Here is an 18,630-nt window from a genome sequence, read left to right as displayed (position 1 = left end):
GGGGCCGGGGGAGAGGGCCGCCCACCACAGCGCCCGCCCGCCGCCAGCCGCCTCGGATACTTTCTGCCAGCCGCACACTGTACTTTTTACAGGCGACCGAACCTTCCTTGTCATTTCGCCAGCCGCCTTTTGCTGCGCCGCGCCTTGCCATGCAAGGCCGGCCGTCAACCCCTTATCTGTCGGGGACGGGCGGCGCCGGATTGGCACGCGCTTCGCATCTGTGCCCGGACGTGCCCAACGCCACCGAAGAGCCGACCCGTGCGAATCTGCGAGATTGACCTGAATGCCGTACTACACGCCGACCAAGGCCCCCTGGACCGAGCCAGGATGCTCGGCTTCGATCATGTGCTGGTCACCGGCGCTTCCCCGCTGCATCTGCACCGCGACACCCTCGCCACCCTGACGGCCCATTGCCGGGCACAGGGCCTGGCCTGCCTGGTCGAACTGGCCCTGGACCGCTATCCGCAGGAAGGGCCGGGCGTCGACCACGCCTGGCTCGACTACGGCGCCGGGTACGATCCGCGCGACACCGACAATCACTTGCCCGGTGCCCGCATGCGCTGGCACGACAGCCATGCCGCGGCCGGCTTGCTGGCATGGTGGGCGGACCGGCTGCGAGAAAGCACGGGACTGGGCATCGCCGGCTACGTCTGCCGCGCCCCCGGCCGGATACCGGGACGGCACTGGGCCGGCCTGATCCAGACCATGCGCAGCGCCGGCAGCGGGCCGCTGTTCCTGGCCTGGACCCCGGGCGCCACGCCCGCGCAGATCGCCGATCTCGCCAGCGCCGGCTTCGACGGCGCCTTCTGCTCGCTGCCCTGGTGGGACTACCGCAGCAGCTGGCTGGCCGAGGAAATTGCCAGGCTGCGCCCGTTCGGCCGAGTCCTGGCCGCCCCCGCGGTGCAGGCGCGGGGGCTGGACGCGCTGGCCGCGCGGCGCGCCCTGTGGACCGCGGCCGCGATCGGCGACGGCCTGCTGGTGCCGGCCGGCTTCGAATGCGGCGGCGGCAATTGCGACGACGCCGGAGCGGCGGTCGACGACGCGCTGACCTACGACCTCTCGCATGAACTGATTCACGCCAACGCGTGGATCGGTGCCCGTGGCGACCAGCCGGCGGTGGCCCTGCGGCTGGTCAGCGGCCCGGACGCGCCGCTGATCGCGCTGGCGCGCCTGCCCGCCCCTGCCGCCGAAGGCGCCAGCGCGACCGGTACGCTGGCCGTGGTCATCAACCCCGATACCGAACAGCCGGCCACCCTCGCCGCCGACCGCATCCTGGCCGGCCTGCCCAGCGGCAGCGGCACCCTGCTGGCCGCGGAAGGCGGTCCCGGCGGCGGCGTCGAGCCCGGCGAGATGCTGGACGCGCTGGACAACGTCACCCTGCCCCCGGCCGGCGTGCAGCTGTTCCTGGCCGCGCCGGCCGCCGCGCTGGCCGAGCCAGCGCGGCGCAACAATCGCCGCTTTGGCGCTTCGGTGCGCGCTGCGCTCGAGCGCAGCGTCGCCGCCGCGCTGCAGGAGCCGCGCGTGGCGATCGAGAACGTGCAGCCGGCCTGCGACGCCGGCCGGTTCGCCGTGCGCCGGGTGGTCGGCGAGAGCGTGCAGGTCAGCGCCGATATCTGGATGGACGGCCACGACAAGCTCGCCGCGGTGGTGATGTGGCGCGGCCCCGGCGAAAAGGAGTGGCACGAGACGCCGATGAGCCCGACGGTCAACGACCGCTGGGTCGGCTCGTTCGCGCTCACCCAGCTTGGCCGCTACGAATTCACGGTGGAAGCCTGGCACGATGCCTTCGCGACCTGGTGCGACGAGGTCACCAAGAAGAAGCAGGCGGGCGTCAATATCTCCCTCGAAATCGAGGAAGGCGCGCGCCTGGTGGCGGCGGTCCAGCGCAATCCGCGCGGTGTGGACCGCGAATCCACGCGGCAGATGCGGCAGGAACTGGACGCGCTGCATGCCGAACTGCAGGCCGCCGCCAGGGACGACATGCGGCGGCTGGAAATCCTGCTGTCGCCGCGCACGCGCGAACTGATGCATGCCGCCGACCCGCGCGGCTTCGCCACGCGGCATCCGGTGGCGATGCCGGTGGAATCGGAGCGGCTGGCCGCGCGCTTTGCCAGCTGGTACGAACTGTTCCCGAGGTCGCAGAGCGGCGACGCGAACCGGCACGGTACCTTCGACGATGTCATCGCGCGCCTGCCGATGATCCGCGCGATGGGCTTCGACGTGTTGTACTTCCCGCCGATCCACCCGATCGGCAAGGCGAACCGCAAGGGCCGCAACAACAGCCTGCGGGCGGCGCCCGACGACCCGGGCAGCCCCTATGCGATCGGCTCGCCGGAGGGCGGACACGACGCGATCCACCCGGAGCTGGGCACCATCGAGGACTTCCGCCGCCTGCGCGATGCCGCGGCGGCGGCCGGCCTCGAACTGGCGCTGGACTTCGCCATCCAGTGCTCACCCGACCATCCCTGGCTGCGCGAGCACCCCGAATGGTTCGCCCATCGCCCCGACGGCTCGCTGCGCTACGCGGAGAACCCGCCGAAGAAATACGAGGACATCGTCAACGTCGACTTCTACGCCAAGGGCGGCGCCGCGCCGGCGCTGTGGACGGCGTTGCGCGATGTGGTGATGTTCTGGGCCAGCGAAGGCGTGCGCATCTTCCGGGTCGACAATCCCCACACCAAGCCGCTGCCGTTCTGGGAATGGATGATCGCGGACGTGCGGGCGCACTACCCGGACGCGATCTTCCTCGCCGAGGCGTTCACCCGACCGAAGATGATGGCGCGCCTGGCCAAGCTCGGCTTCAGCCAGTCGTACACCTACTTCACCTGGCGCAACCACAAGCACGAGCTGATCGAGTACATGACGGAGCTGACGCGCACGCCGCTGCGCGAGTATTTCCGCCCGCATTTCTTCGTCAACACGCCCGACATCAACCCCTACTTCCTGCACGACTCCGGCCGCCCCGGCTTCCTGATTCGCGCCGCGCTGGCAACGATGCTGTCCGGCCTTTGGGGCATGTACAACGGCTTCGAGCTGTGCGAGGGCACCCCCCATGTGGTCAATGGGGTCACCAAGGAGGAATATCTGGACTCGGAGAAATACCAGCTGCGCGTCTGGGACTACAACCGCCCCGGCAACATCATTGCCGAGATCACGCGGCTGAACCAGATCCGGCTGAACCACCCGGCGCTGCAACAGCACCTCGGTGTGCGGTTTCTGCCAGCGAATGACGACGGCATCCTCTACTTCGCGCGCTATCTGCCCAAGGGGCCCGATCCCGACGCCGGCTTCGGCGACGATGTCGTGCTCGCCGCGGTCAGCCTCGACCCGCGCTCGCCGCGCGAAGCGGACATCGAACTGCCGCTATGGGAATGGGGCCTGCCCGACCATGGCTACCTGATCGCCGAAGACCTGATGCAAGGCCATCGCTTCCACTGGCATGGCAAGCACCAGCATATCCGCCTGGACCCGCACTCGCTGCCTTTCGCCCTGTGGCATGTCCGCCCCGGGCGCGGAGAATCCGCATGAAGCGCCTCACCGAACGCGGCAGCACCGCGCTGCTGAACGCCGATCCGCTGTGGTACAAGGATGCAGTCGTCTACCAACTGCACATCAAGTCCTTCTTCGACGCCAACGGTGATGGCGTCGGCGACTTTGCCGGGCTGCTGGAAAAGCTCGACTACCTGGTCAACCTGGGGGTCGACACCATCTGGCTGCTGCCCTTCTATCCGTCCCCGCGCCGCGACGACGGCTACGACATCGCCGACTACCGCAACGTCCACCCGGAGTACGGCACGCTGTCCGAGGTGCGGCGCTTCATCGCCGCGGCGCATGCGCGCGGCCTGCGGGTGATCACCGAGCTGGTGATCAACCATACCTCCGACCAGCATCCCTGGTTCCAGCGCGCCCGCCACGCCAAGCCGGGGTCGTCGGCGCGCAACTACTACGTGTGGTCCGACACCGACCAGGCCTACGCCGGCACGCGCATCATCTTCTGCGACACCGAGAAGTCGAACTGGAGCTGGGACCCGGTCGCCGGCGCCTACTTCTGGCATCGCTTCTATTCGCACCAGCCCGACCTGAACTTCGACAACCCGCAGGTGCTGCGCGACGTGCTGTCCGTGATGCGGTTCTGGCTCGACATGGGCGTCGATGGCCTGCGTCTGGATGCCGTGCCCTACCTGGTCGAGCGCGAAGGCACCAGCAACGAGAACCTGCCGGAGACGCACAACGTCATCCGGCAGATCCGCGCCCATCTGGACCAGCACTATCAGGGCCGCCTGCTGCTGGCCGAGGCCAACATGTGGCCGGAGGATGCGCAGCAGTACTTCGGCGGCGGCGGCCAGGTCGACGAACACGGCCAGCTGGTGCCCGGCGACGAGTGCCACATGTCGTTCCACTTCCCGCTGATGCCGCGCATGTACATGGCCATCGCCCGGGAAGACCGCTTCCCGATCACCGACATCATCCGGCAGACGCCGGAGATCCCGCCCAACTGCCAGTGGGCCATCTTCCTGCGCAACCACGACGAGCTGACGCTGGAAATGGTGACCAGCAGCGAGCGCGATTACCTGTGGCAGGTCTACGCCTCGGACCGGCGCGCACGCATCAACCTGGGCATTCGCCGGCGCCTGGCGCCGCTGATGGAGCGCGACCGGCGCCGCATCGAACTGATGAACAGCCTGCTGTTCTCGATGCCCGGCACGCCGGTGATCTACTATGGCGACGAGATCGGCATGGGCGACAACATCCATCTGGGCGACCGCGACGGCGTGCGCACCCCGATGCAGTGGTCGCCGGACCGCAATGGCGGCTTCTCCCGTGCCGATCCGGAGCGGCTGGTGCTGCCGCCGCTGCAGGGACCGCTCTATGGCTTCGAGGCGGTCAATGTGGAGGCGCAGACCCGCGATCCGCATTCGCTGCTGAACTGGATGCGCAAGATGCTGGCGCTGCGCCGCCAGCACCGGGCCTTCGGACGCGGTTCGTTCCGCTTCCTGTTCCCCGGCAACCGCAAGATCCTCGCCTATCTGCGCGAACATGAGGGCGAACACATTCTCTGCGTGGCAAACCTGTCCCGCGCGCCACAGGCTGTCGAACTGGACCTGTCCGAGTTCGAGGGCCGCGTGCCGGTCGAGATGCTCGGCGCCACGCCGTTTCCCGCGATCGGGCAACTTACCTATCTGCTGACGCTGCCACCCTACGGCTTCTATTGGTTCGTGCTCTCCAACGAGGCACAGCCGCCGGCCTGGCATGTGGACGCCCCCGAGCAAATGCCAGAAATGATTACGCTGATCATGCAGAACACCTCGCAGGCCGACCTCACCGAGGCCTCGCGACGGATGCTCTCCCGGGAAGTGCTGCCCGACTACATCAGCCGCCGCCGCTGGTTCGGCTCCAAGAGCGAGCCGATCCAGGAGGTGTCGATCGCCTACGCGATCCCGTTCGGCGAGCCGCACAGCAAGGAGTCGATCTACCTGGCCGAAGTCGAAGTCGGGCTGCCGGGCCGCAGCGAGTGCTATCAGCTGCCGGTCACCATCCTGTGGGACCACGATGCGCCGGGCGCCGGCATTCCGCAGCTCGCGCACGGCCTGGCGATGGCGCGGGTGCGCAAGGGCGCGCGCGTGGGCCTGGCCACCGATGGCTTCGTGGTGGAGCGATTCGCCCGCGAAGTCGTCACCGCGCTGCGCGGCGCCATGCAGCTGGATACGCCGCGCGGCACCATCCACTTCCGCGCCCAGGCGGGCCTGGCCGACCTTGCGCTGGAGAACGAGCCGGTGCAATGGATGTCGGCCGAGCAGTCGAACAGCTCGCTGGCATTCCACAATTCCGCTGTGCTGAAGGTGGTGCGGCGGGTCTCCGGCGGCATCCACCCCGAGGTGGAGATGACGCGCTACCTGACCGAGCAGGGCTACGCCAATTCGGCGCCGCTGTTCGGCGAGGTGGTGCGCATCGGCAATAGCGGCGTGCCCTACACGCTGATGCTGCTGCAAGGCTACATCCTGAACCAGGGCGACGGCTGGGGCTGGACGGTCGACTATGTCGGCCGCGCCATCGACGATGCCATGCCCGCCGAGAATGGCGACGACGAGTTCAACGAGGCGATGCGCGGCTTTTCCGCCATGGCGACCACGCTCGGCCGGCGCCTGGCCGAGCTGCACGCGGTGCTGGCGCGGCCGACCGAGGACGAGGCCTTCGCCCCGGTCCCCGCTGGCGAAGAGCAGTCGCGCCAGTGGGCGGAGGACGCGATGGCGTCGCTGCGCACCGCGCTGGAGCTGATGGAGCAGGCCGGCAAGTCGGAGCAGGGCCAGCAGAACGAAGAGATGCGGGCCGATATCGACACGGTGCTGTCGTGCCGGGAGCGCCTGCAGGATCTGGTGGCGGGTCTGGCCGAAGCCGCGCCCGGCTCGCTGCAGACGCGGATCCACGGCGACCTGCATCTGGGCCAGGTGCTGATCGCGCAGAACGATACCTACATCATCGACTTCGAGGGCGAGCCGGGCCTGTCGCTGGACTGGCGCCGCCGCAAGACCTCGCCGCTGCGCGATGTCGCCGGCATCCTGCGCTCGTTCGACTATGCCGCCGCCACCGTCGGCACCAATCGCAGCGAGCGCAGCCACGGCGCCTTGCCGCCGGCACAGGAGGAGCGGCGCCAGCAACTGCTGGAGCGCTTCCGCGAGACCGCGACCAGCGCCTTCCTTGGCGGCTACCGCGAGGTCGCCGAATCGGCGCTGCATCGCTGGGTCGAGCCCGAGCAGATGCAGCCGCTGCTGGACCTGTTCCTGCTCGAGCGCGCTGCCTACGAGGTCAAGTACGAAGCCGACAACCGCGTCGCCTGGATCGACTTGCCGATCCACGGGCTGGCCCGGCTGCTGCGCACGCTGGCCGGCGCCCCGTCGTCGCCTTCCGCATCCTGAGAGGCAACGATCATGGTCAAATCCGTTCAGAGTCCCGACGACAGCGCCAGCCGCGAGGCCGCCGCGACGCGCCTGCAGCGCCACGATCAGGCTCACCAGCTTGCCTCGCAGTACGAGGCGCTGCTCGGCGCGCGCCATCGCGACCCCTTCTCGATGCTCGGTCCCCATCACGAAGGCGACCGGGTGGTGGTGCGCGCCTGCCTGCCCGGCGCACGCTCGGCCACGCTGGTCGATGCCGAAGGCCGCGAACTCGGACCGATGCATTGCGCCCACCCCGGCGGCATCTTCACGGGTGTCATCCCCCAGGCCGGCGGCTCCGGCGCCTATCGCCTCGATATCACCTGGGGCGACGGCACCCGGCAGATCAGCGCCGACCCTTATGCCTTCGGCCTGCTGCTGGGCGAGCTGGACCTGCACCTGATCGGCGAAGGCCGTCACCTGGAGCTCGGGCGCTGCCTGGGCGCGCAGTGGATGACCGTCGACGGCGTCGAGGGCGTGCGCTTTGCCGTCTGGGCCCCCAACGCCAGCCGCGTCGCCGTGATCGGCGACTTCAACGGCTGGCACCGCGCCCGCCATCCGATGCGGCTGCGCTATGGCTCCGGCGTCTGGGAACTGTTCGTGCCCGCCGCGATGGGGGTGCACCCCGGCAGCCGCTACAAGTACGACGTCAGCGACGCCGACGGCAATCCGCTGCCGGACAAGGCCGACCCGCTCGCCCTGGCGACCGAACTGCCGCCCGGCACGGCGTCGGTGGTGACGCGTCCGGGCGAATCGGCGATGCCCTTTACCTGGACCGACCAGGGCTGGATGACCCAGCGCGCCAATGCCGACCCGTACAGCACGCCCATGTCGATCTACGAGGTCCATGCCGGCTCGTGGATCCGCGAAGCGAACGACGACCGGCATGGCTGGGACATCCTCGGCGACCGGCTGATTCCCTATGTGAAAGAGCTGGGCTTCACCCATATCGAGCTGCTGCCGATCACCGAGCACCCCTTCGGCGGCTCCTGGGGCTACCAGCCGCTGTCGCTGTTCGCCCCCACCGCGCGCTTCGGCCCCCCGCAGGCGTTCGCACGCTTCGTCGACCGCTGCCATGAAGCTGGCATCGGCGTAATCCTGGACTGGGTGCCGGCGCACTTCCCTACCGATCCGCACGGACTGGCGCGCTTTGACGGCAGCGCGCTGTACGAGCACGAGGATCCGCGCGAGGGCTTCCACCAGGACTGGAACACGCTGATCTACAACATGGGCCGCAACGAAGTGCGCGGCTTCCTGCTGGCAAGCGCCCTGCACTGGCTGCGCGAGTACCACATCGATGCCCTGCGCGTCGATGCGGTGGCCTCGATGCTCTACCGGGACTACAGCCGCCAGGCCGGGCAATGGATTCCGAACCGCTTCGGCGGCCGCGAGAACCTGGAAGCGGTGGATTTCCTGCGCGAACTGAATACCGTGGTGCGCGAACGATGCCCCGGCGCGATGACCATCGCCGAGGAGTCGACCGCCTGGCCGGCGGTGACGGGCTCGGTCCAGAGCGGCGGCCTGGGCTTCACCTTCAAGTGGAACATGGGGTGGATGCACGACACCCTGCGCTATCTGTCCTACGAGCCGATCCACCGTCCGTGGCATCACCACGACCTGACCTTCGGCCTGGTCTATGCGTGGTCCGAGGCGTTCGTGCTGCCGCTGTCGCACGACGAAGTGGTGCACGGCAAGGGCTCGCTGGTCAACAAGATGCCCGGGGACCACTGGCAGAAGCTGGCCAACCTGCGCGCGTACTTCGGCTTCATGTGGAGCCATCCCGGCAAGAAGCTGCTGTTCATGGGTTGCGAGCTGGCGCAATGGCTGGAGTGGAACCACGAGAGCCAGCTGGACTGGGCACTGCTGGACCACCCGTCGCATCGCGGCATGCAGCACCTGGTACGAGACCTGAACCGGCTGTACGCCGGCTTGCCGGCGCTGCACGCGATGGACCACCGGCCGGAAGGGTTCAGCTGGGTGGTGGGCGACGACCAGCAGAACAGCGTGTTCGCCTACTTGCGCCAGGCCGGCCCGGGCAGCACGGAAGTGGTGCTGGCGGTGGTCAACATGACGCCGGTGCCGCGCTACGACTACCGGCTCGGCGTGCCGTTCGCGGGCCGCTGGGAGGAGTGCCTGAATACCGACGCGGAGTGCTATGGCGGCAGCAACCTGGGCAATGGCGGCAACGTCTACGCGCGCCCCGAACCTTCTCATGGCCACCCGGCCTCGGTGTCGCTGACGCTGCCACCGCTGGCGACGGTGCTGCTGCGCTACCAGCCATGAGCTTCAGGGTCGCGGCGCATCGGCAGCGCCGCGCCCCTGCCCTGCACATGTCCGTGTTCCTGTCCGAGACCGCCTTGATGAGGAGAGCCGCATTTGCCGTTCCCGACCGACACCACGATGCTGCCCGGCAAACCGTATCCCCTGGGAGCGACCTGGGACGGGCTCGGCGTCAACTTCGCGGTCTTCTCGGCCAATGCCACGCGGGTGGATCTCTGCCTGTTCTCCTCGAATGGCCGCAAGGAACTGGCGCGCCTGCCGCTGCCCGAGTGCACCAACGAGGTCTGGCACGGCTATCTGCCGCGCGCCTCGCTCGGCACGCTCTACGGCTACCGGGTGCACGGCCCGCATGAACCGCAGTACGGCCATCGCTTCAATCCCACCAAGCTGCTGCTGGATCCGTATGCGCGCAAGCTGACCGGCTCGCCGCGCTGGGCCGATGCGCTGTTCGGATACCGCCTGCCCAGCGCCCGGGGCGACCTGTCGCAGGATCGCCGCGACAGCGCGCCCATGATGCCCAAGGCGGTGGTGGTCGACGAGAGCTTTCACTGGGGCGATGACCGGCCCCCGGCCGTGCCGTGGGAAAAGACGGTCATCTACGAGGTGCACCTGCGCGGGCTGTCGATGCTGCGCGAAGACCTGCTGCCGCACGAGCGCGGCACCTTCGCGGCGCTGGCCGACCCGCGCTTCATCGACCACCTGCACCATCTGGGCGTGACCACCATCGAGTTGCTGCCGGTGCACGCCTTCCTGCAGGATCGCTTCCTGGTCGAGCGCGGCCTGCGCAATTACTGGGGCTACAGCACGCTGTCGTACTTCGCGCCCGAGCCGGCCTATCTGAGCACCGGCGAGCTGAACGAGATCAAGGTGGCGATCCGCCGGCTGCACGCGGCGGGTATCGAAGTGATTCTCGACGTGGTCTACAACCACACCTGCGAGGGCAACGAGATGGGGCCGACACTGTCGTGGCGCGGCATCGACAACGCCAGCTACTACCGGCTCGTCCCGGGGCAGGAACGCCACTACATCAACGACACCGGCTGCGGCAATACGCTGAACCTGGCGCACCCGCGCGTGCTGCAGATGGTGCTCGATTCGCTGCGGTACTGGGTGGAGTGCTACCACGTGGACGGCTTCCGCTTCGACCTGAGCAGCACGCTGGGCCGCGAAGGCAACGGCTTCGATCCCGGTGCGGCCTTTTTCGACGCCGTACTGCAGGACCCGGTGCTGTCGCGCGTCAAGCTGATCTCCGAGCCGTGGGACCTCGGCCCGGGCGGCTATCAGGTCGGCAATCATCCGCCCGGCTTCGCCGAATGGAACGACAAGTTCCGCGACACGGTGCGCCGCTACTGGCGCGGGGACGCCGGGCAGCGGGGCGACCTGGCCGCGCGGCTGACCGGCTCGGCGGACCTGTTCGATCGCCGCTATCGCAAACCCTGGGCCTCGGTCAACTTCGTCACCGCGCACGACGGCTTCACGCTGTGGGACCTGGTCAGCTATGCCGGCAAGCACAACGAAGCGAATGGCGAGGACAACCGCGACGGTACCGACGACAACGCCAGCGCCAACTGGAGCGAGGACGGCAGCGTCGAAGGAGATACCGACGACCCGCAAATCCTCGCTACCCGCTTGCGCGTCGCCCGTGCGATGATGGCCACGCTGCTGCTGTCGCAGGGCACGCCGATGCTGACCGCGGGAGACGAGTGGCTGCGCACCCAGCTTGGCAACAACAACGCCTACTGCCAGGACAATATGATGTCCTGGCTGGACTGGGAGAAAGCCGGCACCGAGGCCGGCCAGGCGATGATCGCCTGCATGCGCCGGCTGCTGGCTCTGCGCGCGAGGCTGCCGCTGTTCTCGTTGCGGCAGTTCCTGCATGGCCGGACCGAGTTCGCACCCGGCCTGCGCGACATCGGCTGGTTCTGCACCGAAGGCACCCCGATGACACCGGAACAATGGTCGAATCCCGAGGATCGCACGCTGTCGCTGCGCCGCGCCTGCCGCGGTGCCGACGGCGCGGTCCATCTCTCATTGCTGCTGATGAATGCCGGCGCGGAAGCGGTGGAGTTTCGCCTGCCCGAACCCGTGCTGGAATGGACGCAGTTGTTCGATAGCGCGCAGCCCGAAGCGCCGGAAACCCGGCTCGACGGGCAGACGCACACCGTGCAGGCGCACGCGCTGGCCCTGTTGTCAGCCACGCTGCCCCGGCACGACTAACGCCAGGAAACGCATCATGCCCCGCCAAGCCCACCCCGACGCCGCCATCGCGTCGCTACACCTGCTGGCAGAACGCGCCGGCCTTCTCGTGCATTGGCAGGACGCGCAGGGGCGTGACCAGACGGTTCCGGAGGAGTCGCTGCGCACCGTGCTGGAGCGGCTGGAGCTGCCCTGCAAGACCATCGGCCAGTGCGAGGCGTCGCGCGCCAGGCTGCTGGCCGAGGACACCGCCATGGCGCTGCCGCCACTGCTGACGGCCGACCAGAACAAGCCGATCCGCGTGCCGCTGGTCCACACCCGTCCCGAGCAGCCGTGGCGAGTGGAGCTGGAAGACGGCAGCGTGCGCAACGGCGTAGCCCAGCGCGATGCCAATGGATCGCTGGAACTGCCACCGATCGACATCGCCGGCTACCACCGCCTGCTGATCGGCGACAGCGTCGTCACGCTGGCGGTCGCGCCGCCGCGCTGCTACGGCGTGGCGGACGCGGTGCGCGAACTTGGGCTGTCCGAGGCGGAGCGGCAGGCCCGGCGCCCGTGGGGCGTCTCCGTGCAGCTCTACGGGCTGCGCCGCGGCATGCCGGCCGGGCTGGGCGATCTGAGCGCGCTGGCGATGTTTGCCGAGGCCGCGGCCCGTGAAGGCGCCGATGCCGTGGCGATCAACCCGCTGCACGCCGGCTTTGCCGCGTTCCCCGAGCGCTCCAGTCCCTACGCGCCGTCCAGCCGGCTGTTCCTGAACGGCCTGTATGCCGATCCCGCGCCGGTATTCGGCCATGCCGCGGTGGCGCGCGCGGTGTCCGCGCTGAAGCTCTCCGGCACCTTGCAGACGCTGGAACGCGCCGCGGAAATCGACTGGCCCGCGCTGGCGCAGGCGCGGCAGGCGGTGCTGCGCTGGCTGTGGAACGAACGCAAGCAACTGCTGACGGCCGAGGCCGCGCGCGACCTGGACCAGTTCCGCGCCGCCGGCGGCAAGCCGCTGCTTGCGCATGCCGCGTTCGAGGCCCTGCAGGCGCAGCATCTGGCGCAGGCCGGCTCGGCCACGCAAAAGCAGATGGCCGCGGACTGGCGCCGCTGGCCGGTCACCCATCGCTCGCCACAGGACGCGGCATTGACGGCCTTCGCCAGCGCGCACGAGGAGGAGATCGGCTACCACATCTTCGTGCAGTGGCTCACCGCCGACGGCCTGCGCGCGGCCCAGCGCAGCGCCCGCGATGCCGGCATGGCGATCGGGCTGATCGGGGACCTGGCGGTCGGCACCGACCCCACCGGCAGCCACGCCTGGACCCGGCAGGAAGAAATGCTGCAGGGGTTCTCGGCCGGCGCGCCGCCGGACGTCTACAACCCCAACGGCCAGAGCTGGGGGATCACGCTGTTCTCGCCGCGCGGCCTGCGCCGGCACGGCTACGAGGCATTCATCGAGATGCTGCGCGCCAACCTGCGGCATGTCGGTGGACTGCGCATCGACCACGCGCTCGGCATGGCGCGCGTCTGGCTGGTGCCCGAGGGCGCGCCGCCGCAGGCGGGCGCCTACCTGCGCTTTCCGATGGACGACATGCTGCGGCTGATCGCGCTCGAATCCTGGCGCAACCGGGCCGTCATCATCGGCGAGAACCTGGGCACGGTGCCGCAGACATTCAACGCGACCATGGAGGCGCGCGGCATGATGGGGATCGACGTGCTGTGGTTCGAGCGCGCCGAACCGGAGAAGGAAGAGAACGAGGACGCCAGCAGCAACGACGGCGGTGCCGGCGCGAAAGACACCGGCGGCAGCAGCGGCGACGGTAGCGCCGAAGCCAGCGCCGAGGACAGCGCCGAGGACAGCGAAACCCCCGCCTTCCTGCAGCCCCAGCAGTGGCCGCCCAACGCCATCGCGACCACCACCACGCACGACCTGCCTACCATCGCCGGCTGGTGGTCGGGTCAGGACATCACCTGGCGTACCCGGCTGGACCAGCTCGGCCCCGGTGAAACCGAGCAGGCATCGCGCGCCCAACGCGCCGCCGACCGCGAGGCGCTATGGACCGCGCTGTGCGAAGCGGGCCTGTGCAAGGGCGCAACGCCCTCGGCGGACCGCGCGCCCATCTCCGCCATCCTCGCCTTCGTCGGCCGCGCGCCCACCCCGCTGCGCATCGTGCCGCTGGAGGATCTGCTTGGCGAAGTCGAGCAGCCGAATCTGCCGGGCACGATCGACGAACACCCGAACTGGCGCCGCCGGCTCGGGGCGGACGTCAAGACGCTGTTCTCGCAGGCGGCCGTGCGCCGGCGCATCGAGGCGCTGCGCACCGGCAAGGCGACGCCGGGCTCGCAGCCCTGACGCTGAAAAATCCAGACTCGATTGCAAATCCGCTACGCGGCGCCGGGCACCTCTCCCGGCGTGCAGCGGGCCTGCCCGCCGCCGATTCCTCGAAGCAGGCCGCGACCGCAACCCCGCAGTGACATGTGTGGCGGCTGGCCCGCCCCTTGCGTCTCTTTTGGAATTCGACCGTCCAACTCACGACCGCATGATGGAACAGGCAGACCCGTGTTGACCCTACTGCTTGTCGAAGACGACCCTATCTCGGCCTACGCGGTCTCCCTCGCGCTGCGCAAGCACGGCTACGTCGTGGAGGTGGCGGAGGACGGCCTGTCCGGCTTCGAACAGGCGAGGCGCCTCCATCCGGATGTCATCGTCACTGACTGGCTGATGCCGAACGCAGACGGTGCAGCGCTGTGCGCCATGCTGATGGACGACACCGCGCTGCGCGAGACTCCGGTCGTCATCCACACCAGTCTGGCCGCTGTGCCGCAGCCACCTAACCCCGTGGTCCGCTGCTGCCGCAAACCCTGTTCGCCCGACGATCTGGTCGAACTGATCGAGGACGCGATGGCCGAACGGCGCCAGCGTGCCGAGCGGCGGGAGCCCGGCCGTCGCTGACCGCCGCGACGGGTTGCATGACGCGCCGTCGACGCTGGCCGGATCAGGCCGGATCGGCCGCCTTCTCCGCCTCCAGCAGCGTCAGCAGCCGCGTCTCGTGAATACTGAGGGTGGCGGCCGCGCGCCGGCACGCCTCGCATGCCGCCATGCGGTCCTCCATATAGGCGTCGACCACCGCCGGATGCACGTAGCACTTGCGGCAGACCGCCACCGTATTGCGCAGGCGCCTCGCCACGATCTTGATGGTCGAGGCGATCGCCCGCTTGCGCGCGGTGTCGCTGCCCGCCTCCGGCAACTTGCGCAGCTCCGCCAGCGCATGGACGCTGCCCGCCCAGGTGCGGAAGTCCTTGGCGGTGAAGTCGCCGCCGGTGACCTCCTGGATATAGGCGTTGACGTCCACGGAGCCGACTTCGCGGATTTCCCCATCCTCATCGCGGTACTTGAACAGATGCTGGCCCGGCAGATCCGCGCAGTCGCGGACGATGCGGGCAAGCTGGCGGTCGCGCAGCGTGACGTCGTGCTCGACGCCGCTCTTGCCGGTGAACATGAAGCGCAGCCGGCTGCCGCGCACCTGCACATGGCGGCGCCGCAGCGTGGTCAGTCCATAGGTGCGGTTCTGCCGGGCATAGCGGCGGCTGCCGACCCGCACCAGCGTCTGGTCCAGCAGCAACAGTACCGCGCCGAGCACCTTCTCGCGCGGCATGCCGCTGCGCTGCAGATCGCGGCGCGCGCGCCGGCGCAACCTGGGCAGGGCGCGGCCGAAGGTCAGCAGGCGATCGTACTTGTTTTCGTCGCGCAGCGCGATCCACGCCGGATGGTAGCGGTACTGCTTGCGCCCGCGGGCATCCCGGCCGGTCGCCTGCAGATGGCCACGGGGATCCGGACAGATCCACACGTCCTCGTAGGCGGGCGGAATCGCCAGCGCGTGGATGCGGGCGATGGTTTCCTGGTCCTTGATCGGCTTGCCATCCGGCGTGAAGTACTGGAACTTGCCGCGCGACAGCTTGCGGGTAATGCCCGGCCCGGTGTCGTTGACGTAGCGCAGTCCCGGCGGCACCTCGGGAACGGTATCGGCAAACCTGCCCTCCTGCGGGCGCGCTGCCCTGGCCGCGGAGGGCCCGTCGGCGTCCGCGCGCGGCGCGCGCGTCCCGGTTCGACTGCGGGCGGTGCCAGTCGCGGTGCCGTCGAGCGAAGAGGCGCGCATGCGGGAACAGGTAACGATGAGGCGCCGCTCGGCGCCGGAGGATCTACGCTTCGTAACATACCCCCGGCAGCGCGGTCCTGATGCGAGGGGCCGGCGGAATGCGCTGTAGGAGTAGGACGACAGCGGAGCCATCCGGCAGCTGCCTTTGCACCGTTTTGAAAACTCCACGCCGCTTTTTACAAAGATTGCAGCGCGGTAACCTGGCTTTGGCCGCTGCCGCAAGGTAAGCCGTCTCGCACTCAAGGAACGGCTCTTGCAACCCTTCTTGGTTTTCCGGAGGACCGCCATGCCGCAAGCCGCACATGCCCGCTCCCTCGACAGCGAGCAGGCCGATCAAGCCGATCAAGCCGACCAGCACGACACGAGCCGGGACGCCGCCAGCGAGATGGTCCCGCTGGACAGTCACGAGGACACCCGCACCGCGATGACGGGCGCCACCATCCGGCGCGCCTTCCTCGACCACGTCTTCTACACCCAGGGCAAGCTGCCCGGGCTTGCCAGCGCAAACGACCTCTACCAGGCGCTGGCGCATACCGTGCGCGACCGGCTGGTGCAGCGCTGGATCAGCACCGCCGAGGCCTATCTGGGCCACCCGTCGCGTACCGTCGCCTATTTGTCCGCCGAATTCCTGATCGGGCCGCACCTGGGCAACAACCTGGTCAACCTTGGCATCTTCGACGAGGTGCGCGAGGCCATGGCCGAACTGGGGCTGGACCTGGAAACGCTGCTGGCGCAGGAGCCGGAGCCGGGCCTGGGCAATGGCGGCCTGGGGCGCCTCGCCGCCTGCTTCATGGATTCGCTGGCCACACTGGAAATCCCGGCGCTGGGCTACGGCATCCGCTACGAGTACGGCATCTTCCATCAGTCCATCGTCGACGGGATGCAGGTGGAAAGCACCGACACCTGGCTGCGGCACGGCAATCCGTGGGAGATCCAGCGCTCCGAATGGGCGGTCGAGGTCAAGCTGGGCGGCCATACCGAGCACTACACCGACGATCGCGGCCACTACCGGGTCCGCTGGGTGCCGGCCAAGACGGTGGTGGGGGTGCCGTTCGATTCGCCGGTGCTCGGCTACCGCGTCAATACGGTCAACACGCTGCGCCTGTGGCGCGCCGAGGCGACCGAAGCGTTCGATTTCGGCGTGTTCAACCGCGGCGACTATCTCGGCGCCGTGAACAAGAAGGTCACGTCCGAGAACCTGACCAAGGTGCTCTATCCCAACGACGAGACCGAGCAGGGCAAGGAGCTGCGGCTCGAGCAGCAGTATTTCTTCGTCTCCTGCTCGCTGCAGGACATGCTGCGGCTGCTGGCCACCCACAACATGCCCGTCACCCGCTTCCACGAGAAGTTCGCGGTGCAGCTGAACGATACCCACCCGGCGATCGGCATCGCTGAACTGATGCGACTGCTGATCGACGAGCATGACGTGGCATGGGACGAGGCGTGGTCCATCACCCGGCGCGCCTTCGCCTACACCAATCACACCCTGCTGCCCGAAGCGCTCGAATGCTGGCCGCTGCCGCTGTTCGAGCGCACCCTCCCACGCCATCTGGAGATCATCTACGAGATCAACACGCGCTTCCTCAATGAAGTGCGCATTCGCTACTTCGGCGACGAATCCCGGTTGTCCCGGCTCTCGCTGATCGGCGAAAACGGCCACAAGCAGGTCCGCATGGCGCATCTGGCATGCGTCGGCAGCCACACCATCAACGGCGTGGCGGAGCTGCATTCCCGGCTGATGCGCGAGGACGTGCTGAAGGACTTTCACGCGATGTGGCCGGAGAAATTCACCAGCATCACCAACGGCGTGACGCCACGGCGCTGGCTGGCGCTGTCGAACCCGCGCCTGGCCGGGCTGGTGTGCGAGGCCATCGGCGACGACTGGATCCACGACACGGCCAGGCTGCGCGCGCTGGAGCCGCTGGCCGAGGACAGCACCTTCCGCGAGCGCTGGCGCGCCGCCCGGCGCGAGAACAAGTCGGACCTCGCCCGCCTGATCCGTGACAGCTGCGGCGTCACGGTCGATCCGGACTCGATGTTCGACGTGATGGTCAAGCGCATCCACGAGTACAAGCGCCAGCATCTGGCGGTGCTGCATATCGTCGCGCTGTACCACCGGCTCAAGTCGGACCCGCACGCCGAGATCGTGCCGCGCACCTTCCTGTTCGCCGGCAAGGCCGCGCCCGGCTATCACTACGCCAAGCAGATGATCCGGCTGATCACCGCGGTCGGCGACGTGGTCAACAGCGATCCCCAGGTGCGCGACCGGCTGAAGGTGGTGTTCCTGCCCAACTTCAATGTGACGGTTGGGCAACGCGTCTATCCGGCGGCCGACCTCTCCGAGCAGATTTCCCTGGCCGGCAAGGAGGCGTCGGGTACCGGCAACATGAAGTTCGCCATGAACGGCGCGTTGACCGTCGGCACGATGGACGGCGCCAATATCGAACTTCGCGAGGCCATCGGCGCCGACAATTTCTTCCCGTTCGGGCTGTCCGCCTCGGAGGTGTACGCGATGAAGGAGGCCGGTTACCGGCCGGAGACCTTCTACGAGAGCGAGCCCGAACTGCGCGCGGTGATCGACCTGATCGGCCAGGGCTTCTTCTCCCGTGGCGACCCCTCGGTATTCCAGCCGATGATGAACGACCTGCTGCGGCACGATCCGTACATGCTGCTGGCCGACTTCGCCTCCTATATCCACTGCCAGCAGGACGTGTCGACCGCTTTCAGCGACCAGGCCCGCTGGCAGCGCATGTCGGTGCTGTCATGCGCCCGCTCCGGCCGGTTCTCGTCCGACCGGGCGATCCGGGAGTATTGCGAACGGGTCTGGCAGGTCGGGCGTGTGCAGGTTCCGCTGCTTCACCGCGCCGCCATGAGCACGGCTGGGACGCGGGTGCACCGGGAGAACGATGACGCCACCGGACGGCTGGGGTAAGCGACGTTCGCTGTCGCACGCCGGAGCGCCCTTGTATCTTAATGGTTGGGATTTGGACCGGCTCAGTAGCCCGACTGCCCTCTGGGACCTCAAGCCCGTGGGAGAGCGCTGGGATCTGGGTCGGACCGTTCTTTCTTGCAACCCGTACGGTTGT

Annotated in this window: 8 protein-coding genes; 7 read left to right on the top strand and 1 reads right to left on the bottom strand. The window is 68.6% G+C overall.

Features of this window, described 5'->3' with window-relative positions; genetic code table 11:
• The first annotated feature begins 327 nt into the window (after window positions 1–327).
• The 6 genes from K6V06_RS18815 (at window position 328) to K6V06_RS18790 (ending at window position 14,340) form a co-directional block, all read left to right on the top strand.
• Window positions 328–3,528 carry an alpha-1,4-glucan--maltose-1-phosphate maltosyltransferase gene (locus tag K6V06_RS18815; protein WP_222245656.1) on the top strand — a complete coding sequence of 1,067 codons (3,201 nt, stop codon included), beginning with the start codon at window positions 328–330 and terminating at the stop codon, window positions 3,526–3,528.
• A complete protein-coding gene (gene treS, locus K6V06_RS18810) occupies window positions 3,525–6,914 on the top strand; it encodes a maltose alpha-D-glucosyltransferase (protein WP_222245655.1) in 3,390 nt (1,129 codons plus the stop codon). The genes K6V06_RS18815 and treS overlap by 4 nt, the downstream gene beginning before the upstream one ends.
• 12 nt (window positions 6,915–6,926) lie before the next feature.
• Window positions 6,927–9,215 (top strand): 1,4-alpha-glucan branching protein GlgB, encoded by a 2,289-nt coding sequence (gene glgB / locus K6V06_RS18805; RefSeq protein ID WP_222245654.1) that lies wholly within the window; start codon window positions 6,927–6,929, stop codon window positions 9,213–9,215.
• A gap of 117 nt (window positions 9,216–9,332) precedes the next feature.
• Window positions 9,333–11,429: a glycogen debranching protein GlgX gene (gene glgX, locus K6V06_RS18800; RefSeq protein WP_222245697.1), complete on the top strand. Its 2,097-nt coding sequence runs from the start codon at window positions 9,333–9,335 to the stop codon at window positions 11,427–11,429.
• A gap of 16 nt (window positions 11,430–11,445) precedes the next feature.
• Complete coding sequence (gene malQ / locus K6V06_RS18795; protein WP_222245653.1) at window positions 11,446–13,740, top strand: 4-alpha-glucanotransferase; 2,295 nt, start codon at window positions 11,446–11,448, stop codon at window positions 13,738–13,740.
• A gap of 210 nt (window positions 13,741–13,950) precedes the next feature.
• Window positions 13,951–14,340, top strand: coding sequence for a response regulator (locus tag K6V06_RS18790; RefSeq protein WP_222245652.1), 390 nt, complete (start codon window positions 13,951–13,953; stop codon window positions 14,338–14,340).
• 43 nt (window positions 14,341–14,383) lie between these two features.
• On the opposite strand, the gene K6V06_RS18785 is transcribed toward K6V06_RS18790, so the two are convergent.
• Complete coding sequence (locus K6V06_RS18785; protein ID WP_222245651.1) at window positions 14,384–15,544, bottom strand: DNA topoisomerase IB; 1,161 nt, start codon at window positions 15,542–15,544, stop codon at window positions 14,384–14,386.
• 424 nt (window positions 15,545–15,968) lie between these two features.
• Between K6V06_RS18785 and K6V06_RS18780 the strand changes: the two genes are divergently transcribed.
• Window positions 15,969–18,476 (top strand): glycogen/starch/alpha-glucan phosphorylase, encoded by a 2,508-nt coding sequence (locus K6V06_RS18780; RefSeq protein WP_222245696.1) that lies wholly within the window; start codon window positions 15,969–15,971, stop codon window positions 18,474–18,476.
• Window positions 18,477–18,630: the final 154 nt, after the last annotated feature.

It is taken from the genome of Cupriavidus sp. AU9028 (assembly GCF_019795295.1).
Lineage (GTDB): Bacteria > Pseudomonadota > Gammaproteobacteria > Burkholderiales > Burkholderiaceae > Cupriavidus.
This window is presented reverse-complemented; position numbering and strand designations above follow the sequence as displayed.